The organism is Pseudomonas sp. 29 (genome assembly GCF_002754355.1).
GTDB lineage: Bacteria > Pseudomonadota > Gammaproteobacteria > Pseudomonadales > Pseudomonadaceae > Aquipseudomonas > Aquipseudomonas neuropathica.
Genome location: NZ_PEEY01000001.1, coordinates 2,286,620 through 2,309,971, shown reverse-complemented (window position 1 = coordinate 2,309,971; position 23,352 = coordinate 2,286,620). Strand labels below are relative to the sequence as shown.

Here is a 23,352-nt window from a genome sequence, read left to right as displayed (position 1 = left end):
AAATCCGACGAAGTGCACATTGAAGCTCTGCTTAGCGATGTCTGACGACTGTGCCAGGTGATTGATTTGAAAACGTAGAGAACGCCATGTCCGACCACGATATTTTGAGCGACGCCGAGCGTGAAGCGCTCAGCGCTGTAATGCTCGAACCCGATTTGCCGCCGCAGCGTGTACTGATCGTCGATGACGACAAGGACGCCCGAGAGCTGTTGTCGGAGATTCTCGCGTTGGATGGCATTCGTTGCATGACCGCAGCCAGTGGCGAGACGGCGCTGAAGATGCTCGAAGAAAAACCTTCGATCGGGCTGGTGATTACCGATCTGCGCATGGGCCATGTCGGTGGCCTTGAGCTGATCCGCCAGGTGCGTGAGTCGGTAAGGGCGGCGATGCCGATCATCATTGTCTCGGGCGATGCCGATGTGAAAGACGCGATCGCGGCGATGCATTTGAGCGTGGTGGATTTTCTGCTCAAGCCGATTGATACGGGCAAGTTGTTGGAGTTGGTGAAACATGAATTGGGGATTGAACCCTAAGAGCCCCTCACCCTAGCCCTCTCCCGGAGGGAGAGGGGACTGACCGCGGTGAATGTTTGAGGTATACCGACCTGAGATTCCCGAGTCGAACTCCGGTTTTGAAAGCACAAAGATCGGCTCCCTTTCCCTTCTACCCTTGGCAACTCCTGAGCCGAGCTCAGATTTTGAAAAGCACAGAGATCGGCTCCCTTTCCCCTCTACCCTTGGCAATTCCTGAGCCGAGCTCAGATTTTGAAAAGCACAGAGATCGGCTCCCTTTCCCCTCTACCCTTGGCAATTCCTGAGTCGAGCTCAGATTTTGAAAAGCATACAGATCGGCTCCCTTTCCCCTCTACCCTTGGCAATTCCTGAGTCGAGCTCAGATTTTGAAAAGCATACAGATCTGCTCCCTTTCCCCCTCTCCCCCCTGGGGGAGAGGGCTGGGGTGAGGGGGGATGGATTTCAAGCCCACCACAAAAATCCAATCCACAGCACAAACAAAAAAGCCCTGATCTTTCGATCAGGGCTTTTTCATGTCCGGCATTCAGCGCAAGTTACAGGCCGTTGGCCTTCTTGAACTCGCGACGACGACGGTGCAGCACCGGCTCGGTGTAGCCGTTCGGCTGTTTGGTGCCTTCGATCACCAGTTCGACCGCCGCCTGGAAGGCGATGTTGCTGTCGAAGTTGGGTGCCAGCGGACGGTACAGCGGGTCGTTGGCGTTCTGACGATCCACCACCGGCGCCATGCGCTTGAGGCTTTCCATCACTTGCGCTTCGGTGACTACACCGTGGCGCAGCCAGTTGGCGATGTGCTGGCTGGAGATACGCAGCGTGGCACGGTCTTCCATCAGGCCGACGTCATTGATGTCCGGCACTTTCGAGCAACCCACGCCCTGGTCGATCCAGCGCACCACATAGCCAAGAATGCCCTGGGAATTGTTGTCCAGTTCGTTCTTGATCTGCTCAGGCGTCCAGTTCGGGTTGACCGCCAGCGGAATGGTCAGGATATCGTCTACCGAAGCGCGAGCACGTTTGGCCAGTTCGGCCTGACGGGCGAACACGTCGACCTTGTGGTAGTGCAGCGCGTGCAGCGCAGCAGCAGTCGGCGACGGCACCCAAGCGGTGTTAGCACCGGCCAACGGGTGCGCGATTTTCTGTTCGAGCATCGCCGCCATCAGGTCTGGCATCGCCCACATGCCTTTACCGATTTGCGCGCGACCTTGCAGGCCGGTGCTCAGACCGATATCGACGTTCCAGTTTTCGTAAGCGCCGATCCACTTCTCAGCCTTCATGTCGGCCTTGCGTACCACCGGGCCGGCTTCCATGGAGGTGTGGATTTCGTCGCCAGTGCGGTCGAGGAAACCGGTGTTAATGAACACCACGCGCTCGCTGGCCGCTTTGATGCAGGCCTTGAGATTGACCGTGGTGCGGCGCTCCTCGTCCATGATCCCGACTTTCAGGGTGTTGCGCGTAAGGCCCAACACGTCTTCGATGCGGCCGAACAGCTCGTTGGTGAACGCTGCTTCTTCCGGGCCGTGCATCTTCGGTTTAACGATGTAGACCGAGCCGGTGCGGGTGTTACGACGCGAGGTATTACCGTTGAGGTTGTGCATCGCCGCCAGGCAAGTGACCAGACCGTCAAGGATGCCTTCCGGCACTTCGTTGCCTTGACTGTCGAGGATCGCGTCGATGGTCATCAAGTGGCCAACGTTGCGCACGAACAACAGCGAACGACCGTGCAACGTCACTTCACCGCCATTTGGCGCGGTGTAGGTGCGATCCGGGTTCATGGTGCGGGTGAAGGTCTGGCCGCCCTTGGAAACGGATTCCGACAGATCGCCCTTCATCAGGCCGAGCCAGTTACGGTAGATCACCACTTTGTCGTCGGCATCGACGGCAGCCACGGAGTCTTCGCAGTCCATGATGGTGGTCAGGGCCGCTTCCATCAGGATGTCTTTGACGCCGGCCGGGTCGGTCTGGCCAACCGGGGTGCTGGCGTCGACCTGGATTTCGAAGTGCAGACCGTTGTGTTTCAGCAGAATGGCGATTGGCGCGTTGGCGTCGCCCTGGAAACCGATCAGTTGTGCATCGTCGCGCAGGCCGGTGTTGCTGCCGCCCTTGAGGGTGACCAGCAGTTTGCCGTCAGCGATTTTGTAGGCGGTCGAATCGACGTGGGAACCTGCGGCCAATGGTGCGGCTTCGTCGAGGAAGGCACGGGCGAAGGCGATGACTTTGTCGCCACGCACCTTGTTGTAGCCTTTGCCTTTTTCCGCGCCACCGTCTTCGCTGATCGCGTCGGTGCCGTAGAGGGCGTCATACAGCGAACCCCAGCGGGCGTTCGAGGCATTGAGAGCGAAGCGGGCGTTCATCACCGGCACCACGAGTTGCGGGCCGGCGGTACGGGCGATTTCATCATCGACATTTTGCGTCGTTGCCTGGAAATCAGCCGCTTCTGGCAGCAGATAACCGATTTCTTGCAGGAAGGCTTTATAGGCCACGGCGTCGTGCGCCTGACCGTTGCGTTCCTGGTGCCAGGCATCAATGCGAGCCTGGAAGTCATCGCGTTTGGCGAGTAGGGCTTTGTTCTTCGGCGCCAGGTCATGAATGACCTTGTCGGCACCTTCCCAGAATTTTTCGGCGGTGAGGCCGGTACCGGGAATGGCTTCGTTGTTCACGAAGTCGAACAGGACTTTGGCGACCTGCAGGCCACCGACTTGAACGTGTTCAGTCATTGCTTGCCTCACTCTGCTCAGCTATTTCGCTTTTCAGCTCTTCAATTTGACAATGAAGCCTCTGGCCATTTAAACCACAAACCTGCCGACCAGTACATGCCATTGCTGGCGGCTGGGCTGGGACCAATCAACGGCTTGGGGCCTTGCTGACGGGGCTTTCAGGGTTGCGAACAGGCTTTGGGCAGACATCGATTCAGCGTTATGTAGTGCGCGCTGCGGCATACTACATGATGAGTTGCGCTTGTGAAAATCAGACTAATTACGTCGTTCTGCGACCTCATGTCGCATTGCGGTCACATCGCGGAACGGGATGTTCTCAAAAAACAGATGGATTGTTCCAGCTAAATATAAAAAGTTGTACACATAAATAGTAATTGGCTGCTATGGCACCGGTTTTTGTGGGAGCGAGCTTGCTCGCGAAAGCGTCGGTCGCCTCAACGCAAAATTGACCCTTGCCTATACTTCCCCCTTCTATAACAAAAGTCATGACAAGAGGGCTGCGCCATGGACCATCTCGTACTCACCGTATTCGCCCCGGACAAGCCCGGGCAGGTCGAGCGCATCGCCCAATGCATTGCCGAACACGGCGGTAACTGGCTGGAAAGCCGCATGTCGCGGATGGCCGGGCAGTTCGCCGGGATTCTTCGGGTGGGGGTGCCGGCAGAGGCTTACGACGAATTAGTCGATGCCTTACAAGCATTGTCGACGCACGGCATTCGCGTGCTGATCGCCGAGAGCGGTATCGAACAATCCTGTACCTGGAAACCGATCGCCATGGAACTGGTGGGCAATGACCGGCCCGGCATTGTTCGCGACATCACCCGGCTGTTGAGCGAGCAGGGCGTCAACCTTGAGCGGCTGGTGACTGAAGTGCGTCCGGCACCGATGAGCAGCGAACCGCTGTTCCACGCCGAAGCGATTCTCGCGGTACCGCTAACCCTGTCGCTGGATGTATTGCAGTCGCGGCTGGAAACCCTGGCCGATGATCTGATGGTCGAACTGGTGTTACGCACAGACAGTTAAGCGCTGACCGGGTTATCCAGTTTTAACGTGCACCTGCCTGTGGATAACCTGTAGAGACCGGGCGCAGCGCCAAGCCGGCCGGGGCTTGCGCGGAGCTGATCAAAAAATCGCCAACATTCAGTGACTTGCACACAAACGGCGGGGATCACGCTGTGGATAACCTTGGGAAGGAACGATGCAGGCCACGAGAACCATGGCCTGTGAGGGTTTGTACGTTTTTTGATCAGCTGCGCCGGCGTAAACTGATCACCGCGTCGACGCTGTAAACGGCCAGGCCGGCCCAGATGAAGATAAACGCCACCAATGTGCTGGACGATAGATGCTCACCGAACAGCAGCACGGCTTGCAGCAGCACCAAAGTCGGCGCCAGGTATTGCAGGAAGCCGATGGTGGTGTAGGGCAAGTGACGCGTGGCAGCGTTGAAACACACCAGCGGCACCAATGTCACCGGGCCGGCCGCTACCAGCCACCAGGCTTGCGAGGTGGTCCAGAACTCCGGTTGGGCGCTGGTCGCGGTCTGATTGAACAGCAACCAGGCAATTGCGATCGGTACCAGCATCCAGGTTTCCACCACCAGCCCCGGTAACGCCTTGACCGGCGCCTGTTTGCGGATCAGACCGTAGAAGCCGAACGTCAACGCCAGCACCAGCGATACCCACGGCAGACTGCCGACCTGCCACACCTGCTGCGCCACACCAACCGCCGCCAGGCCGACCGCGAGCCACTGCATCCGGCGCAAGCGTTCGCCGAGAATCAACATGCCCAACAGCACGTTTACCAACGGGTTGATGTAGTAACCGAGGCTCGCTTCCAGCATGCGCCCGTTATTCACCGACCACACGTAGGTCAGCCAGTTGGCCGCGATCAACGTGCCGCTCAAGGCCAGAATCGCCAAACGTTTAGGGTTGTCGAGCAGTTCGCGCAACCAGCCCGGATGTTTCCACACCATCAGCAACAACGCACCAAACAGCGCCGACCACAGCACTCGATGGATGATGATTTCAACGGCCGGCACTTCGGCGATGGCTTTGAAGTAGATCGGGAACAGGCCCCAGATGATGTAGGCACTCAGGCCCAGAATGTACCCGCGACGCGGGTTGGCGGCTTGCATGCAGAATCCTTGCTTAGGCAGCTAACAAAGGAGGGATTGTAAGGATATTTGTCTACGAATGCCGTAGCGCAATGGTCGGGAAATTGTGAACACCGAACAAATGTAGGAGTGAGCCTGCTTGCGATCGCGGTCTGACATTTAACATTTACGTCGACTGACAAAGCGCTATCGCGAGCAGGCTCACTCCTACAAGGAGGAGGTGGTGATCAGAAGAGTTTCAGTGGCTCTTCATTCAGCGCGGACAGTTGCTCACGCAACGCCAACACTTGATCACCCCAATAACGCTCGGTGCCAAACCACGGAAAGCTGTGCGGGAACGCCGGGTCATCCCAGCGCCGCGCCAGCCAGGCGCTGTAGTGCATCAGGCGCAAGGCGCGCAGCGGCTCGATCAGCGCCAGTTCTCGCGGATCGAAGTCGTGGAACTCGTTGTAGCCATCCATCAATTCCGACAACTGCCCCAGGCATTCCTGACGATCACCGGCGAGCATCATCCAGATGTCCTGCACCGCCGGGCCCATGCGGCAGTCGTCGAGGTCGACGATGTGGAACATCTCGTCGCGGCACATCATGTTGCCGGGGTGGCAATCGCCGTGCATGCGGATGTTCTGGTGCGGCGTATTGGCGTAGGCATCTTCCACGCGTTTAAGCAGGTCGCGGGCGACAGACTCGTAGGCCGGCAGCAGGCTTTTTGGAATGAAGTTGCCTTCAAGCAAGGTGTTCAGCGAGGCATGGCCGAAGTTCTGCACGGCGAGGGCTTCACGGTGTTCGAACGGCTTGGTCGCGCCGACCGCGTGGATGCGCCCGAGCAACTGGCCGAGGCGATACAGCTGATCAAGGTTGCCCGGCTCCGGCGCACGACCGCCGCGACGCGGGAACAGGGTGAAGCGGAAACCGGCATGCTCGTGCAGGGTTTCGCCGTTGTGGATCAGCGGCGCTACCACCGGGATGTCGACGTTGGCCAGTTCGAAGGTGAATTGATGTTCTTCGAGGATGGCTTCGTTGGTCCAGCGTTGCGGGCGGTAGAACTTGGCGATCAGCGGTTCGGAGTCTTCGATGCCGACCTGATAGACGCGGTTTTCGTAGCTGTTGAGCGCGAGAATGCGCGCATCGCTCAGGAAACCGATGCTTTCAACGGCATCGAGCACGAGGTCTGGGGTGAGGGTTTCAAACGGGTGGGCCATGCTGACTCCTGCGCGCAGCAGGCTGCCGCGTCCGGCCCAGCATGGTAGCGCAGATGGCAGCGGGGGAGGTGGTTGGTGTCTGTGCTGACGCTATCGCGAGCAGGCTCACTCCTACAGGGGAACGCACGCATTCCAAATGTAGGAGTGAGCCTGCTCGCGATGAGGGCCTGTCAGGCGCCGACGATTCCACCATCCTCGCGAGTGATCGCCATCACCGAAGACCGCGGCTTGCCATTCGGCAGATGCTCGGGGAAGGTCGACCCGCCGTTCTCCCCCGGATGCTGAATCCCGACAAACAGGGTTTTCTGATCCGGCGAGAAACTGATCCCCGTCACCTCACAACCAATCGGCCCGACCATGAACCGGCGAATTTCACCGGTCTTGGGATCGGCGCAAAGCATCTGGTTATTGCCCATCCCGGCAAAATCCCCGGCATTGCTCGAGTCACCATCGGTGAGAATCCACAAACGCCCAGCCTTGTCGAAACCCAAACCATCCGGGCTGTTGAACATGTTCTGCGGGGTGATGTTCTTCGAGCCACCCTTCGGCGTCCCGGCATGCACGCCCGGGTTGCCAGCGACCACAAACAGATCCCAGGCAAACGTCTTCGAGGCGTGATCCTCACGGTCGGTGCGCCAGCGCAGAATCTGCCCGTAGACGTTTTTCTCGCGCGGGTTCGGCCCGCCCACCGGCTGCCCGTCTTCGCCGCGCTTGGCGTTGTTGGTCAGGGTGCAATAGACCTGACCGTCCTTCGGACTGACGACGATCCACTCCGGACGGTCCATGCGCGTCGCGCCAACCACGCTGGCGGCGAGGCGCGCGTGGATCAGCACTTCGGCCTGATCGGCGAAACCGCTGCTGGCGTCGATGCCGTTTTTGCCGTGGGTCAGCTCGATCCACTGGCCCTGGCCTTTCGGGTGGTCGGGGTTGCTGTCGCCATTATCGAACTTGGCCACGTACAGGGTGCCGTGATCGAGGATGTCGCGGTTGGCCTTGGCGTTGCGATGGTTGATGCGGTCGCGGCTGACGAATTTATAGATGAACTCGCCACGCTCGTCGTCGCCCATGTACACCACGGCGCGACCGTCGTCGGTCTCGGCCAGTGCGGCGTTTTCATGCTTGAAGCGGCCCAGCGCTGTGCGCTTGACCGGGGTCGATTGCGGATCGAACGGATCGATCTCGACCACCCAGCCGTGTCGGTTGAGTTCGTTGGGGTTTTTCGCCATGTCGAAGCGCGGGTCGTACGGGTGCCAGTTGATCTCGCGGCTGGCGACGGAGACACCGTAACGCTTCTGCGCCGGGTCGAACTGTTGCTGGGCATTGCTGCTGCCGAAACAGTCGGTGAAGTTTTCTTCGCAGGTCAGGTAAGTACCCCACGGCGTTTTGCCGTTGGCGCAGTTCTGGAAGGTGCCGAGGACTTTCTTGCCGTGTTTGTCGGCCGCCGTTTTCATCAAGTCGTGACCGGCAGCCGGGCCGCTGATGCGCAGCGGTGAGTTGCCGTGAATGCGGCGGTTGTAGCGCGAACCCTGAACGAACTGCCATTGACCGTTCTTGCGTTGCACTTCAATCACCGAGACGCCTTCGCAGGCCAGCGCCTTGCGCACGTCTTCGGCCGATTGCGGCATGCCGCCGTGCGGATAGAGGTAGCGGTAGTTGGTGTATTCGTTGTTGATCGCCATCAGCGCGCGATTGCGGTCGTCGGGGAAGGCGAACAGGCTCATGCCGTCGTTGTTGTCGCCGAATTGCACTTCCTGTGCGGCAGCGGTGCCGTTGCCACTCGGGTCGAAGGCCGGGCCGTTCTTTTGCAGGGGCTGGCCCCAACTGATCAGCACCGAAGACTTGTAGCCTTTGGGCAGTGTGATGACGTCGGTGGTTGCCGCCGGAATACTCTCGAAACCGAGCAGACGGCTGTTGCCGGCACTGACGCCAGTGGCCAGCGCGCTGCGGCTCAACAGGCTGCCGCCGAGGAACATCGCCGCGCCGCACAGCGCGCCGGCGCCGATGAAACCGCGACGGCTGAGGCCGACCATTTTTTCCAGGTCAGTGGATTGGTTTTCTTCTAATAGGCTCACATCAGGCTCCCTGCTTGGTTTTGGCAGCCACCTTAATGAGCGTCGATGACGCTTTCGTTGCAGCGCCTGATTACAGCGGCGTGCCGAGCAGCACGTTGGACGGCGAAAACTGCACCTGCACTGGTTGTGCGATGCCCAACCCGCGAGTGCGCAGGTCCAACGGTTCCGCCAGGGCACAGAGGATATGGCCGTTGGGCAGGGCAATGCGCACTTCGCTCGGGCCATCCTCGGCGTCGAGGATCGCTTCGATGGTGCCGTTGAGAAGATTGTGACCAAACGTTGCAGGCTGCTCATTGCTGAGCAATTCCAGCCAGCCGGCCTTGATCAGGGCGACCACTTCGGTGCCGGCTTGCAGCTCCAGGTGCACGGTGCTGTCATGGGTGATCTGCGCGTCGAGGCACAGGCCTTCGGCCAGTTCGAGACGGATCAGGTCATTGCGGCCCTGCGCTTCGATCGCCACGACCTTGCCGTGCAACTGATTGCGTGCGCTGGTTCTGAGCATCAAACGACCGAGCAGATCCAGATCACTGGCGTCTTCCGCTGCCTCCAGCACCTGAGCCTGCAAGGCCTGCAGTTTTTGGTACAGGCGCAAAACGCGCTCGCCTTCGCTGGAGAGTTTCGCACCGCCGCCACCCTTGCCGCCGACGGCGCGCTCGACCAGCGGTTTCTGCGCGAGGTTGTTCAGCTCATCGATGGCGTCCCATGCCGCTTTGTAGCTCAGGCCAGCACTTTTCGCCGCGCGGGTGATCGAGCCCTGTTCGGCAATATGTTGCAGCAGGGCGATGCGCTGCGGACGGCGGACGATGTGCTGGGAGAGCAGGGAAGGCATGGACATGGATGGGTGCTTTTTTGTGGCGGTGGACGTGGAAGTTGGCCGCTAGCGACGCGAGAGTCAAGTCGAGCCGAGATCCCTTGTAGGAGTGAGCCTGCTCGCGATTGCGGTGGATCAGTTAGCATAAATGTTGGCAATGATGACGCTATCGCGAGCAGGCTCACTCCTACAGGGATTGTGCTGGCTCAGGTTCCGGGTTTTGGCGTGCGGGCCAGGCAATAGACATCGACCCGTGCAGCGCCTGCGTTCATCAGTAACCGGGCGATTGCCTGGGCAGTGGCACCCGTAGTCAGCACATCATCGATCAACGCCAGATGCCGGCCTTTCACATCGGAGTCGGGTATCAGGCTGAAAGCATTGCGCAGATTACCTTTACGCGCCTTGGCATCGAGATTTTGCTGAGCATCGGTATCCTTGATTCGCCGCAGAACCCGTTCTTCGCACGGCAGATCCAGTGACTGACTCAACCAGCGCGCCAGCATCGCAGCCTGGTTGAACCCGCGTTGACGCAGACGTTTGTTCGCCAGCGGCACCGGCAACAACACATCAGGCCTCGGCAACCCCTCATCGAAGCGATGTTGCAGGTATTGCCCGAGAACGTCGGCGAGCAGGTGACCAAACGGCCATTTTGCGTTGTGTTTAAAACGCGTAATCAAACTGTCGACCGGGAAGCCGTAGCGCCACGGCACCACCACCTGTTCGAACGCCGGCGGCTCTAGCAGGCACTCGCCACAGGTCAGGTCGGCGGCAGAGAGTGGCAGGGCGCAGGTCTGGCAGTGGTCGCCGAGCCAGGGCAAATCCGTTTCGCAGGCCACGCAGATTGGCATTTCTGCTTCTGCCGGCTCATCGCAAAGTAAGCAGATCTGTACATTATTTAAACAGATGTAAACCTGTCCTTCGCATCGTGGTTGACAGCGCATGACTCTTCCTTAAATATGCCGAACATCCGTGTCGCGCCTGTGGGTATTCCATTCCCGCAGCCGCCAGCCAAGCATAACCAAGGAACTACCCATGAGCGCGAGCACCACCGCCACCCTGCGTCACGACTGGTCTCTGGCCGAAGTCAGAGCACTCTTCGTACAGCCATTCAACGACTTGCTGTTCCAGGCGCAAACGGTGCACCGCGCACATTTCAACGCCAACCGCGTTCAGGTGTCGACACTGCTGTCGATCAAGACCGGCGCCTGCCCGGAAGACTGCAAGTACTGCCCGCAGTCCGGTCACTACAACACCGGTCTTGAAAAAGAAAAGCTGATGGAAGTGCAGAAGGTCCTCGAAGAGGCGGCACGCGCCAAGGCTATCGGTTCGACACGTTTCTGCATGGGCGCGGCGTGGAAACATCCGTCGGCGAAAGACATGCCGTACGTGCTGAAAATGGTCGAAGGCGTGAAGGCCATGGGCCTGGAAACCTGCATGACTCTTGGCCGTCTCGACCAGGATCAGACCGAAGCACTGGCCAAGGCCGGGCTCGATTACTACAACCACAACCTCGACACGTCGCCGGAGTTCTACGGCAGCATCATCACCACCCGTACTTACAGCGAACGTCTGCAAACGCTGGCCTATGTGCGTGAATCGGGGATGAAGATCTGCTCCGGCGGCATTCTCGGCATGGGCGAGTCGCTGGATGACCGCGCCAATCTGCTGATCCAGTTGGCCAACCTGCCGGAGCATCCGGAATCGGTGCCGATCAACATGTTGGTGAAAGTTGCCGGCACGCCGCTGGAAAATGCTGAAGACGTCGACCCGTTCGACTTCATCCGCATGCTCGCCGTGGCGCGCATTCTCATGCCGCAATCCCACGTGCGCCTGTCCGCCGGCCGCGAAGCGATGAATGAGCAGATGCAGGCCCTGGCTTTCTTTGCCGGCGCCAACTCGATTTTCTACGGCGACAAACTGCTGACCACCGCCAACCCGCAGGCGGACAAGGACATGCAGTTGTTTGCGCGTTTGGGTATTCAACCGGAAGCCCGTGAAGAGCATTCCGATGAGGTGCATCAGGCCGCGATCGAGCAGGCGCTGGTGGAGCAGAAGAGCAGTGAGCAGTTCTACAACGCCGCAGTGTAAAAAGCTGCGCGGATTCCTCTGAAGGAATGCAAAACCCCTGTGGGAGCGAGCTTGCTCGCGAAAGCGGTGCCTCAGTCGACATTGATGTTGGATGTGAAGGCCTATTCGCGAGCAGGCTCGCTCCCACAAGGGATCTGTGTCACTTGAAAGTCGAGGCCTGCATGTCTTTCGATCTCGCCGCACGCCTTGCTGCCCGTCGTGCCGAAAATCTCTATCGCCAGCGACCGCTGCTTGAGTCCCCGCAGGGGCCTGAAGTGGTGGTCGACGGCAAACTATTGCTCGCGTTCTGCAACAACGATTACCTGGGCTTGGCCAATCATCCGCAAGTGATCGAAGCCTGGCGCGCCGGTGCTGAACGCTGGGGCGTCGGTGGCGGTGCCTCGCATCTGGTGATTGGCCACAGCGGCCCGCACCACGCTCTGGAAGAAGCGCTGGCCGATCTCACCGGTCGACCGCGTGCGCTGCTGTTCACCACCGGCTACATGGCCAACCTTGGCGCCGTTACGGCGCTGGTCGGGCAGGGCGATACGGTGCTGGAAGATCGCCTCAATCACGCTTCGCTGCTGGACGCGGGTCTGTTGTCCGGCGCGCGTTTCAATCGTTATCTGCACAACGACGCGGTGAGCCTGGCCAAGCGTCTTGAGAAAGCCATCGGCAATACGCTGGTGGTCACTGACGGTGTGTTCAGCATGGACGGCGACCTCGCTGACCTGCCGGCATTGGCTCGTGAAGCCAAGGCCAAAGGCGCGTGGCTGATGGTCGATGACGCTCATGGGTTCGGGCCGCTCGGTGCGAGCGGCGGCGGCATCGTCGAGCATTTCGGTTTGAGCCAGGAAGATGTGCCGGTACTGGTTGGCACCCTCGGTAAAGCGTTCGGCACGGCAGGGGCATTTGTTGCTGGCAATGAAGAGTTGATCGAAAGCCTGATCCAGTTCGCCCGTCCGTACATCTACACCACCAGCCAGCCACCAGCGCTGGCCTGCGCGACCCTGAAAAGTCTGGAGCTGCTGCGCACTGAACACTGGCGCCGTGAGCATCTGCAGACCTTGATCCGCCAGTTCCGCCAGGGCGCCGAGCAGATCGGTCTGGAGCTGATGGACAGCTTCACGCCGATCCAGCCGATCATGATTGGCGATGCCGGGCGCGCGGTACGTCTTTCGCTGATGTTGCGCGAGCGTGGGCTGATGGTCACCGCCATCCGCCCTCCGACCGTGCCCGCCGGCAGCGCGCGCTTGCGCGTGACCCTGACCGCCGCCCACAACGAAGCGCAGGTGCAGCTATTGTTAGAGGGACTGGCCGATTGCTTTGCCCAACTGTCGTCGGAGCCAAGCCATGCGTAATCGCCTGATTCTGTTGCCCGGCTGGGGCCTCGGTGTGTCGCCGATGGAGCCTCTGGCCGCCGCTTTGCAAGGGCTCGACGAGCATCTGAAAGTGGAAATCGAGCCGCTGCCGGAGCTGGATTCCAGTGACCTGCAAGACTGGCTCGATGAACTCGATGAACGCATTCCACAAGACGTCTGGCTCGGTGGCTGGTCGCTGGGCGGCATGCTCGCGACCGAACTGGCGGCGCGCCGTGGCGAGCGTTGCTGCGGATTGCTGACGCTGGCGAGCAATCCTTCCTTCGTTGCCCATGAACAGTGGCCGACCGCGATGCCGGGCGAGACCTTCGATGCATTTCTCGCCGGTTGCCAGGCCGATCCCCGGCTGACCCTCAAACGCTTTTCGCTGCTCTGTGCTCAAGGTGCACAAGATGCGCGCGGCTTGTCGCGGTTGATGCTCGGCGGCGCACCGCACACGGCGCCGTCGGCGTTGATGGCGGGCCTGGAATTGCTCGCGCAACTGGACACCCGCGAAGCACTGCAAGCATTTCGCGGCCCGCAATTTCATCTGTTCGCCGGACAGGACGGCCTGGTCCCGGCGGAAGCGGCGGGGGCGTTGTTCGTCCTGTTGCCGGATATCGAAATCGGTCTGATCGAACAGGCCAGCCATGCCTTTCTTCTGGAAGACCCCCACGGACTGGCGGGCGCTATCCAGGCTTTTCTACATGAGTGCGGTGATGACTGATTTGTCTCTTGTGCTGCCCGGCGGCTTGCCTGACAAACGTCAGGTCGCGGCCTCTTTTTCCCGCGCTGCGGCCAGTTACGACAGCGTCGCCGAGTTGCAACGTGATGTTGGTACACAATTGCTTCAACGCTTGCCGGCGGATTTTTCACCGTCGCGCTGGCTGGATCTGGGCTGTGGCACCGGTTATTTCACCCGGGCACTGGCCGCGCATTTTGCCGAGGGCCATGGTCTGGCGCTGGACATTGCCGAGGGCATGCTCGATCACGCGCGGCCGTTGGGCGGCGCTGATTACTTCATTGCTGGCGATGCGGAGCGTCTGCCGTTGCAGGACTCGACTTGCGACTTGATCTTTTCTAGCCTGGCGGTGCAATGGTGCGCGGACTTCGATGCGGTGCTCAGCGAAGCCTTTCGCGTACTGAAACCGGGTGGGATTTTTGCGTTTGCTAGTCTTTGTGTAGGGACGCTGTTCGAGTTGCGCGACAGTTGGCGGCAGGTCGACGGGATGGTGCACGTCAACCGCTTCCGCGAGTTCACCCGTTATGAGCAACTGTGTACGGCCAGTGGCTTGCGTACGTTGAGCCTGGATAATCAGCCTCACGTGCTGCATTACCCCGATGTGCGCAGCCTGACCCATGAATTGAAGGCCTTGGGTGCGCACAATCTGAATCCGGGGCGGCCGGGCGGTTTGACCGGGCGGGCGCGGATTCTCGGGCTGGTGGAAGCTTACGAGCAGTTCCGTGAAGCGTCGGGATTGCCGGCGACTTATCAGGTGGTCTACGCCGTGTTGGAGAAACCCGTATGAGCGCAGCCTATTTCATCACCGGAACGGACACTGACGTCGGCAAGACCACCGTGGCTGCCGGGTTGCTGCATGCGGCGCGATCAGCAGGCTTGAGTACCGCGGCGGGCAAACCGGTGGCCTCAGGGTGCGAAGTGACGCCGAAGGGGCTGCGCAATTCCGATGCGTTGGCGCTGTTGGCCGAATGTTCGCTGCCGCTGACTTATCAACAGGTCAATCCCGTGGCGTTCGAGCCTGCGATCGCTCCACACCTGGCAGCGCGTGAGGCCGGAGTAGCGTTGACCGTGCAATCGTTGCTGGCGCCGATGCGCGAGATTCTGGCGATGAACGCCGATTTCACCTTGATCGAGGGCGCGGGTGGCTGGCGGGTGCCGTTGGCGGATCAGGACAATCTGTCGGATCTGGCGATTGCGTTGAAGCTGCCGGTGATTCTGGTGGTGGGTGTGCGGCTGGGGTGCATCAGTCATGCCTTGCTGACGGCCGAGGCGATTGCCCGTGATGGCCTGCAACTGGCCGGGTGGGTGGCGAATATCATCGATCCGAAGACTTCGCGGCTTGAGGAGAACCTCGCCACATTGGCCGAGCGAATTCCGGCGCCATGCCTTGGGCGCGTGCCGAAACTCAAGAGCTTGAGTGCCGAAGCGGTAGCGGATCATTTGCAACTGGATCTGCTCGACTAAGCTTTTCTCTATGGGCAGGCACTGTGCCATTAGTGTTTTTGACGGGTGTTTTTCTGGCGCCTCTGGTTCAATGGCGCCATTGATCCTTCCCAAGGATGAGAACTGTTATGGAAATCTCCGGTAACACAGCTTTTTATGCAGGTCTGAGCTCGATTCAGAGCGGGCAGAACCGCGTTGATCAGGCCGCCAGCCAGATTGCCAACAACACCATTGAGCGTTCGGTCACCAGCCAGTCTTCGGAAGCGCAGGTCGATCGTCTGCGTGGCGTTGATCGCAGCCAGCAAATGGACCTGGGCAGCGACATGGTGCAAATGGCCCAAGGCAAATTTCAGGTGGAGCTGGGCGTAAAAGTCGCCAAAGCTTCCGACGAAATGCTCGGTACGATCATCGACACCTTCGCCTGATTTTTCGCCATCTACACCCTGAACGCCGCGCTTTGTCGCGGCGTTTTTCGTTGTAAGTCCTTCTCCCTCAACTAATCTTTTTTCAGCACCCGTGACTCGATCGAGCGCATGGCGGTTTGCTGTGTCCGGCGTTTGAAAGATGCGATGACGAACGGCAAAAGATCGATGCTTGACAAGATTTCGGCGTAAACGTATGTTTCAAACAACTGTTTGACCGTCACAACAAATCAACACGGTCGTTCATTCCCGGTTACATCAGCAGAGGTTTATCGCTATGCCTGACTACAAGGCCCCCTTGCGTGATATTCGCTTCGTTCGTGACGAACTGCTCGGCTACGAAGCGCACTATCAGAGCCTTCCGGCTTGCGCAGACGCAACTCCAGACATGGTTGACGCCATTCTCGAAGAAGGCGCCAAGTTTTGTGAGCAGGTACTGGCGCCGCTGAACCGCGTGGGCGACCTCGAAGGTTGCACCTGGAGCGAGTCCGGCGTGAAAACCCCGACCGGCTTCAAAGAGGCTTACAAGCAATTCGTCGAAGGCGGCTGGCCAAGCCTGGCGCACGACGTTGAGCACGGCGGCCAAGGCTTGCCGGAGTCGCTGGGTCTGGCAGTGAGCGAGATGGTTGGCGAAGCCAACTGGTCGTGGGGCATGTACCCAGGCCTGTCGCACGGTGCGATGAACACCATCTCCGAGCACGGCACCCCTGAGCAGCAAGAAGCCTATCTGACCAAACTGGTTTCCGGCGAATGGACCGGCACCATGTGCCTGACCGAACCGCACTGCGGCACCGACCTGGGCATGCTGCGCACCAAGGCCGAACCTCAGGCCGATGGTTCCTATAAAGTCTCCGGCACCAAGATCTTCATCTCGGCCGGTGAACACGACATGGCCGATAACATCGTCCACATCGTACTGGCCCGCCTGCCGGATGCACCGGCCGGCACCAAAGGCATCTCGCTGTTCATCGTTCCAAAGTTCATGCCCAATGCTGATGGCACCGTCGGTGCACGCAACGCAGTGAGTTGCGGCTCGCTGGAACACAAGATGGGCATCCACGGCAATGCCACTTGCGTGATGAACTTCGACGGCGCCACCGGTTACCTGATCGGCCCGGCGAACAAAGGCCTGAACTGCATGTTCACCTTTATGAACACCGCACGTCTGGGTACCGCGCTGCAAGGTCTGGCCCACGCCGAAATCGGTTTCCAGGGCGGTCTGAAATACGCTCGCGACCGTCTGCAAATGCGCTCCCTGACTGGCCCGAAAGCGCCGGACAAAGCCGCTGACCCGATCATCGTGCACCCTGACGTACGCCGCATGCTGTTGACCATGAAGGCTTTCGCCGAAGGCAACCGTGCGATGGTGTACTTCACCGCCAAACAGGTCGACATCGTCAAATACGGCGTCGATGAAGAAGAGAAAAAGAAAGCCGACGCATTGCTGGCCTTCATGACCCCGATCGCCAAGGCGTTCATGACCGAAGTCGGTTTTGAATCCGCCAACCACGGCGTACAGATCTACGGCGGCCACGGCTTCATCGCCGAGTGGGGCATGGAGCAGAACGTTCGCGACAGCCGCATTTCGATGCTGTACGAAGGCACCACCGGTATCCAGGCACTCGATCTGCTGGGCCGTAAAGTGCTGATGACGCAAGGCGAGGCCCTGAAAGGCTTCACCAAGATCGTCCACAAGTTCTGCCAGAACAACGAAGGCAACGAAGCCGTTGCAGAGTTCGTCGCACCGTTGGCGGCGATCAACAAGGAATGGGGCGAGCTGACCATGAAGGTCGGTATGGCTGCCATGAAAGATCGCGAAGAAGTCGGCGCGGCCTCCGTGGATTACCTGATGTACTCCGGTTATGCCTGCCTGGCTTACTTCTGGGCCGACATGGCGCGTGTAGCAGCCGAGAAGCTGGCAGAAGGCAGTGGCGAAGCGGCGTTCTACACCGCCAAGCTGCAAACCGCGCGCTTCTACTTCCAGCGCATCCTGCCACGCACCCGTACTCACGTGGCCACCATGCTGTCGGGCGCCAACAACCTTATGGACATGAAAGAAGAAGACTTCGCACTGGGCTACTAAGCCTTAACGCGGTCTTTTGAAAAACCGCTGCTCTTTCGGGGGCAGCGGTTTTTTTTGCGCTGGATTTACCCCCAACACTGGGGACGTTTCCCCAGCAGAAACGGTGAGCTGACAGCGCGCAGCCCGAGCGTTTATTGATTCAAAATGTTTCTCGGAAGGGTGGCCAATTAATTGCACTGCGCAGATTAACCGGCGCTCACGAGAAATCCTGTCCTGTTTCACGACGCCTCTCGCCCGGCGAACTCATAACAACAACGTCAGGGTGAAGCATATGAACATCTGTCGACTTGTCGGGTTAACCCTCACGCTAAGTGCCTGCGGCGCCATGGCGGCTGATCCTGTGGAAGTGGATCCGCCGGTGCCGCAAGTGCCGAGCCTGCAATCACTGCGAGGCATGGTTCCGCCCGATCCCTCAGGAACCGAGGGTGGCCGTAAAGTCGACCTGATGACCGACTACGTGCTCAACCGGTCCGCCGCAATCCTGCTGGGCAAAGCGCTGTTCTGGGACATGGAAGTCGGCAGCGACGGCGCCACGGCGTGTGCGTCCTGCCATTACCACGCCGGCGTCGATCACCGCATCACCAACCAGCTCAACCCCGGCCAGGCGCACACCAATGCCAACGTCGCTTCGATCTTCAACAAACCCTTTGTAGCGTCGGATATTCCCGGCGATGTGGCGTCCTACGCGACGCTGTCCGGCGGCAAGGGCGGGCCGAACTACACACTGAAGAAAAACGACTTTCCGACCCATGTGCTGAGTAATCCACTGGAGCGCAACTCGCCGATTGTTTACTCGACGGACGACGTGATCGGCTCCCAAGGCGTGTTCGACGCCAATTTCGTCAAACCCAACCAGCCACGTTTCGACAAATGCACCCAGCAGCCTGACGGCATCTTCCAGGTCGGCGGCATCAACGTGCGCCGCAGCACCGGGCGCAACGCGCCGTCGGTGATCAACGCAGCGTTCAATGTGCGCAACTTTTGGGACGGACGGGCGAATAACGTGTTTAACGGCTTCTCGCCGTTCGGCAATCGCGACCCTGATGCGGCGATTTACGTGACCAGCGAGCGCAGCACCGTGGCAAGCAAAGTCCGGCTGGCGCTCAACGATGCTTCTGCGGCGTCGCAAGCAGTAGGTCCGCCCGGGAGCGGGGTGGAAATGTCCTGCGGTGGCCGCACTTTCGCCGACATCGGCCGGCGCATGCTTGATCAGTTGATGCTCAAGCAACAGCGGATTTCTTCCAACGACTCCGTGCTCGCTTCGGTATCCGGCGCGCGGCGTCCGACTTATCGCGAATTGATCAAAAATGCCTTCCAGCCACGCCTGTGGAACGCCACACAAAATGTGCTGGTGGGCGGTGCACCGTATACACAGATGGAAGCCAACTTCCCGCTGTTCTTCGGGTTGGCGATTCAGATGTACGAATCCACCCTGATCTCTGACCAGGCGCCGATTGATGCCTATCTGCAAGGCGATTCAGCCGCGATGAACGCGCAGCAGGTTCAGGGCATGAATCTGTTCCTCGGCAAGGGCAAATGCGTCAATTGCCACGGCGGCGCGGAGCTGACCAACGCGGCCAGCCGCCTGCTGATGCACCCGCGTGAACGCATCGAACGCATGGTCATGGCCGATAACCTGATCACCCTTTACGACAACGGTTTCTACAACACCGGTGTACGTCCGACCTCTGAAGACCTCGCGCTCGGTGGCTCGGATGCCTGGGGTAACCCATGGTCGTTCAGCCGCCAGTACAACAAGCTGTTGCAAGGCGGCAGCATCCCCGATCCGCTGGACGTCGATGTCTGCACCTTCGAGGCGCCGCTGAGCGCAGCGATTCCGTGCGACGCCACGCTCAAGCCCAACGTCAACTTCCGTGATTCGGTCGACGGCGCCTTCAAGACGCCGACCTTGCGCAACATCGCGCTGACCGGGCCGTACTTCCACAACGGCAGCCGCGCCACGCTTAAACAGGTGATGGAGTTCTACAACCGTGGCGGCGACCGTCGTGGCGAAGACGCCAACAACACCAGCGGTTTCGAGCATCCTTCGGCGAATCAGCACAACACCTCAAATCTCGATCCGGACATGACCAATCTCAACCTGACGCCGGATGAGATCGACGCACTGGTGAAATTCATGGAAGTCGGCCTGACCGATCCGCGCGTGGCCTGGGAGCGGGCGCCGTTCGATCATCCGTCGCTGGTCATCCCGCAGGGCCATATCGGTGATGAAAACGCCGTGACGCAACGTCCGGCCAGTCCGAAAGTCACCACCCGCCAGGCAGCGGACGCTTCACTCAATCTCAAGCCCTACGGCGCCGAGGGGCGCAGCACGGCGGAGGGGCCATTACTGCCGTTCTACAACGATTTGTGAGGAATATTTCCAGGCCTGGCCACCAGTGATGGTGGCCAGCATGGCAAATCGGGCAAAAAACTTGGCAAATCGCTCAGATAGTCAGGTTTTCTGCCGTTAAAGAGACTGCGTGTGATCTGGATCACATTGTGTGTGCTTAACTGCACGCATTGCAGGCACAATGCCATCTCTTTGCTATGACGGGTCGGAGCTTTACCCTTGCCGCGTTCTTCCGCTGTACGTTTCAGTCATTTCCTGCCATCACTGCTGTTGTTACTAGCGGGGTTGGCGGCTGCGTACGTCAAAGACCTCAGCGTGTTCTTCACTTCGCTGTTCAACGTGTTGCCGACGTTGGTGCTGTTGCTGGGCGGCGCGTATTGCGCGGTTTATCGCCGTCAGCGCGAGCTGTTTCTGATGCTCACGGTGTACATCGCCTACTTTCTGCTCGACACCCAGACCGACTATTACCGCGACAACGGCAAGGTCCGCGAAGACGCTGCGGTGGTCTTCCACCTCGTCTGCCTGCTGTTGCCGTTGTTGTTCGGCTTGTTCGCCGCATGGCAGGAACGTACACATCTGTTCCAGGACATGGTCGCGCGTTTCGCCGTGTTACTGGCCTTTGGCAGCGTGGCATTGGGGCTTGAGCAAAGTTATCCCCAGGCATTGCTGATGTGGCTCTCGGAAATTCGCTGGCCGGCGCTGCACGGCGCGTGGATGAGTCTTATCCAGCTCTCGTATCCAGTGTTCATCTCGGCGTTCCTGCTATTGGCCTGGCAATACTGGCGCAATCCACGTCCGCTGCATGCGGCGCAATTGGTTGGCCTGCTCGGCGTGTTCTGGATGCTGCCGAAAACCTTCATCCTGCCGTTTACCCTGAACATCATGTGCAGTCAGGTGATGTTGATGATCGCCGCCGCGGTTGCGCACGAGGCTTATCAGATGGCCTTCCGCGACGAACTCACCGGTCTGCCGGGCCGTCGCGCGCTCAACGAACGCATGCAGCGCTTGGGTCGCAACTATGTATTGGCGATGAGCGACGTCGATCACTTCAAGAAATTCAACGACACCCACGGTCACGATGTCGGTGACCAGGTACTGCGTCTGGTCGCCAGCAAGCTGTCGAAAATCAGCGGTGGCGGTAGGGCGTATCGCTATGGCGGTGAGGAATTCGCCCTGGTGTTCGCAGGCAAAACCCTTGAGGAATGCATGCCGCACCTTGAGGTGATCCGCGAGTCGATTGCGTCCTACAACATTCAACTGCGCAATCAGGAAAACCGCCCGCAGGATGATCAGCAAGGTCGTCAGCGCCGCGCCGGCTCTGGTGCTTCCAGCGTTTCGGTCACGGTCAGCATCGGCGTTGCCGAACGAGTGGAGCAGCGCAACCCGGAACAAGTGCTGAAGTCCGCCGACGAGGCGCTCTATGCCGCAAAAGGCGCGGGGCGTAACTGCGTGATGGCATACGGACAAAACCGCCGTGGCGCGGTGCGCATGGATACGGCCGCAGGTTGAGTGATGACGGCGCATTCAGCGTCTGCACAGTGATTGTGGGGTGTGGTGGCCAGCAGTAGGTTGGAGAAATCTGCTGACGGAGAAGCCACCATGCCTGAGTACAAAGCCCCCCTGCGCGACATGCGCTTTCTGATCGATCACGTCTTCGACTTCCACAGCAATTACGCCGCCCTTGGCGCGCACGACGCCAGCCCGGACATGATCAACGCGATCCTCGAAGAGGGCGCGAAGTTCTGTGAGAACGTTCTGGCGCCGCTCAATCGCAGCGGTGATGAAGAGGGCTGCCATTTCGACAACGGCGTGGTGACAACGCCTGCAGGCTTCAAGCAAGCCTTCGCACAATACGTGGAAGGCGGCTGGCACGGTCTGGCGGCGGATCCGGCTTACGGCGGCCAGGGTTTGCCGAGTTCGCTTGGGCTGGTGATCAGCGAGATGGTCGGCTCCAGCAACACTTCCTGGGGCATGTACCCGGGCCTGACCCACGGCGCGATGTCGGCGATCCACGCCCACGGCAGCGCTGAGCAAAAAGACACCTACCTGAGCAAACTCACCGCCGGCCAGTGGACCGGTACCATGTGCCTGACCGAAGCCCACTGCGGCACCGACCTGGGGATCATCAAGACCCGCGCTGTGCCCCAGGCTGACGGCAGTTACGCGGTCACCGGCAGCAAGATTTTCATCTCTGCCGGCGAGCACGACATGAGCGACAACATCATCCATCTGGTGTTGGCCAAATTGCCCGACGCTCCAGCCGGAACCAAAGGGATTTCGCTGTTTATCGTGCCGAAATTCTTGCCGGATACGGCGGGTGAAGCGGGCGAGCGCAACGGTGTTTCCTGTGGTTCGATCGAACACAAGATGGGCATCAAGGCTTCAGCCACTTGTGTGCTGAACTTCGATAGCGCCAAGGGCTATCTGATCGGTGAGCCGAACAAGGGCCTGAACTGCATGTTCACCATGATGAACCACGCGCGGCTAGGCACCGGCATGCAGGGTTTGTGTCTGGGCGAAGCAAGCTTCCAGGGCGCGATCAAATACGCCAACGACCGCTTGCAGATGCGCGCGCTGACCGGCGCCAAAGCCCCGGATAAACCTGCAGACCCGATCATTGTCCACCCGGACGTGCGGCGCATGCTGCTGACCATGAAAGCCTTTAACGAAGGCAATCGGGCGCTGACCTACTTCACCGCGCAGTTGCTCGATGTCGCGCATCTGGGCAGCGATGCCGAGGCGCGTCAGGAGGCCGAAGACTTGTTGGCGTTTCTCACGCCGATCTGCAAGGCCTTCATGACCGACACTGGCCTGGAGGTGACCAACCACGGCATGCAGGTGTTCGGCGGCCACGGTTTCATTCGCGAATGGGGCATGGAGCAACTGGTGCGCGATTGCCGGATTGCACCGATCTATGAAGGCACCAACGGCATTCAGGCGCTGGACCTGCTCGGACGCAAGGTGCTGGGCAGTCAGGGCAAGTTGCTGCGCGGTTTCACCAAAATCGTCCATAAGTTCTGCTCAGCCAACGCTGAGCACCCGCAGCTGGGCGGTTTCGTTGCGCAGCTCAATGAGCTGAACCAGCAGTGGGGCGACCTGACGATGAAGGTCGGCATGGCGGCGATGAAGAACCCGGATGAGGTGGGCGCGGCGTCGGTGGATTACCTGATGTACAGCGGTTACATCATCCTTGGCTATCTGTGGTTGCGCATGGGCTTGGTGGCGCAGGCGCAACTGGAGGCGGGCGAGGGCGAGAGGGATTACCTGCGCGGGAAATTGGCGACGTGCGAGTTTTACTTCAAGCGCTTGTTGCCGCGTACGGCGGCGCATCGTGCGGCGATCGAGGCGGGCAGTGATTGCTTGATGAAGTTGCCGGCTGAAATGTTTGCGCTTTAAGGAAGATCAAAAGATCGCAGCCTGCGGCAGCTCCTACATGGGATCG

The 23,352-nt window shown here is 59.7% G+C and carries 18 protein-coding genes; 12 read left to right on the top strand and 6 right to left on the bottom strand.

All coding sequences use genetic code 11. The annotated features are described in order from the left end of the window. Positions 1–86 precede the first annotated feature (86 nt). Positions 87–533, top strand: coding sequence for a response regulator (locus CLU80_RS10800; protein ID WP_095050287.1), 447 nt, complete (start codon positions 87–89; stop codon positions 531–533). Between the two features lie 533 nt (positions 534–1,066). Here the strand turns inward: CLU80_RS10800 and CLU80_RS10795 are convergent. Beyond that, positions 1,067–3,244, bottom strand: coding sequence for a malate synthase G (locus CLU80_RS10795; protein WP_099757353.1), 2,178 nt, complete (start codon positions 3,242–3,244; stop codon positions 1,067–1,069). Between the two features lie 504 nt (positions 3,245–3,748). Here CLU80_RS10795 and CLU80_RS10790 point away from each other — a divergent pair. Beyond that, positions 3,749–4,267: a glycine cleavage system transcriptional repressor gene (locus CLU80_RS10790; RefSeq protein WP_093429935.1), complete on the top strand. Its 519-nt coding sequence runs from the start codon at positions 3,749–3,751 to the stop codon at positions 4,265–4,267. Between the two features lie 223 nt (positions 4,268–4,490). On the opposite strand, the gene rarD is transcribed toward CLU80_RS10790, so the two are convergent. The 5 genes from rarD to CLU80_RS10760 form a co-directional block, all read right to left on the bottom strand. Further along, entirely contained in the window at positions 4,491–5,378 is an 888-nt protein-coding gene (gene rarD / locus CLU80_RS10785; protein ID WP_093429936.1) for an EamA family transporter RarD, read from the bottom strand. A 206-nt stretch (positions 5,379–5,584) separates the two neighbouring features. Then, positions 5,585–6,559 carry a serine/threonine protein kinase gene (locus tag CLU80_RS10780; protein ID WP_093429937.1) on the bottom strand — a complete coding sequence of 325 codons (975 nt, stop codon included), beginning with the start codon at positions 6,557–6,559 and terminating at the stop codon, positions 5,585–5,587. A gap of 170 nt (positions 6,560–6,729) precedes the next feature. After that, on the bottom strand, positions 6,730–8,631 hold the full coding sequence (locus tag CLU80_RS10775; RefSeq protein WP_099757352.1) for a PhoX family protein: 1,902 nt from the start codon (positions 8,629–8,631) through the stop codon (positions 6,730–6,732). Positions 8,632–8,701: 70 nt separating this feature from the next. Continuing rightward, positions 8,702–9,466 carry a TOBE domain-containing protein gene (locus CLU80_RS10770; RefSeq protein WP_099757351.1) on the bottom strand — a complete coding sequence of 255 codons (765 nt, stop codon included), beginning with the start codon at positions 9,464–9,466 and terminating at the stop codon, positions 8,702–8,704. Between the two features lie 182 nt (positions 9,467–9,648). Beyond that, on the bottom strand, positions 9,649–10,383 hold the full coding sequence (locus CLU80_RS10760) for a ComFC family protein (protein ID WP_099757350.1): 735 nt from the start codon (positions 10,381–10,383) through the stop codon (positions 9,649–9,651). 91 nt (positions 10,384–10,474) lie between these two features. On the opposite strand from CLU80_RS10760, the gene bioB reads away from it, so the two are divergent. From bioB to CLU80_RS10710, 10 genes are all read left to right on the top strand, one after another. Continuing rightward, positions 10,475–11,530, top strand: a complete 1,056-nt coding sequence (bioB, locus tag CLU80_RS10755) for a biotin synthase BioB (RefSeq protein ID WP_038363255.1) — start codon at positions 10,475–10,477, stop codon at positions 11,528–11,530. A 161-nt stretch (positions 11,531–11,691) separates the two neighbouring features. Next, positions 11,692–12,870 carry an 8-amino-7-oxononanoate synthase gene (bioF, locus tag CLU80_RS10750; protein ID WP_099757349.1) on the top strand — a complete coding sequence of 393 codons (1,179 nt, stop codon included), beginning with the start codon at positions 11,692–11,694 and terminating at the stop codon, positions 12,868–12,870. Next, positions 12,863–13,594 (top strand): alpha/beta fold hydrolase, encoded by a 732-nt coding sequence (locus CLU80_RS10745; protein ID WP_099757348.1) that lies wholly within the window; start codon positions 12,863–12,865, stop codon positions 13,592–13,594. The genes bioF and CLU80_RS10745 overlap by 8 nt, the downstream gene beginning before the upstream one ends. Then, positions 13,587–14,396, top strand: a complete 810-nt coding sequence (gene bioC, locus CLU80_RS10740; RefSeq protein WP_099757347.1) for a malonyl-ACP O-methyltransferase BioC — start codon at positions 13,587–13,589, stop codon at positions 14,394–14,396. Before CLU80_RS10745 ends, bioC begins: the two co-directional genes overlap by 8 nt. Next, the gene (gene bioD, locus CLU80_RS10735) at positions 14,393–15,073 is read left to right on the top strand and encodes a dethiobiotin synthase (protein WP_095050294.1); all 681 of its coding nucleotides are present in this window, start codon (positions 14,393–14,395) and stop codon (positions 15,071–15,073) included. The genes bioC and bioD overlap by 4 nt, the downstream gene beginning before the upstream one ends. Positions 15,074–15,180: 107 nt before the next feature. Beyond that, entirely contained in the window at positions 15,181–15,477 is a 297-nt protein-coding gene (locus CLU80_RS10730; protein ID WP_093429944.1) for a pyrroloquinoline quinone biosynthesis protein PqqE, read from the top strand. Between the two features lie 274 nt (positions 15,478–15,751). Then, positions 15,752–17,557, top strand: a complete 1,806-nt coding sequence (locus tag CLU80_RS10725) for a phenylacyl-CoA dehydrogenase (RefSeq protein ID WP_099757346.1) — start codon at positions 15,752–15,754, stop codon at positions 17,555–17,557. Between the two features lie 271 nt (positions 17,558–17,828). Beyond that, positions 17,829–19,931: a cytochrome-c peroxidase gene (locus CLU80_RS10720; RefSeq protein ID WP_099757345.1), complete on the top strand. Its 2,103-nt coding sequence runs from the start codon at positions 17,829–17,831 to the stop codon at positions 19,929–19,931. A gap of 198 nt (positions 19,932–20,129) precedes the next feature. Beyond that, complete coding sequence (locus CLU80_RS10715; RefSeq protein WP_093429947.1) at positions 20,130–21,419, top strand: GGDEF domain-containing protein; 1,290 nt, start codon at positions 20,130–20,132, stop codon at positions 21,417–21,419. A gap of 90 nt (positions 21,420–21,509) precedes the next feature. Further along, positions 21,510–23,306 carry an acyl-CoA dehydrogenase C-terminal domain-containing protein gene (locus tag CLU80_RS10710; protein ID WP_093429948.1) on the top strand — a complete coding sequence of 599 codons (1,797 nt, stop codon included), beginning with the start codon at positions 21,510–21,512 and terminating at the stop codon, positions 23,304–23,306. Positions 23,307–23,352: the final 46 nt, after the last annotated feature.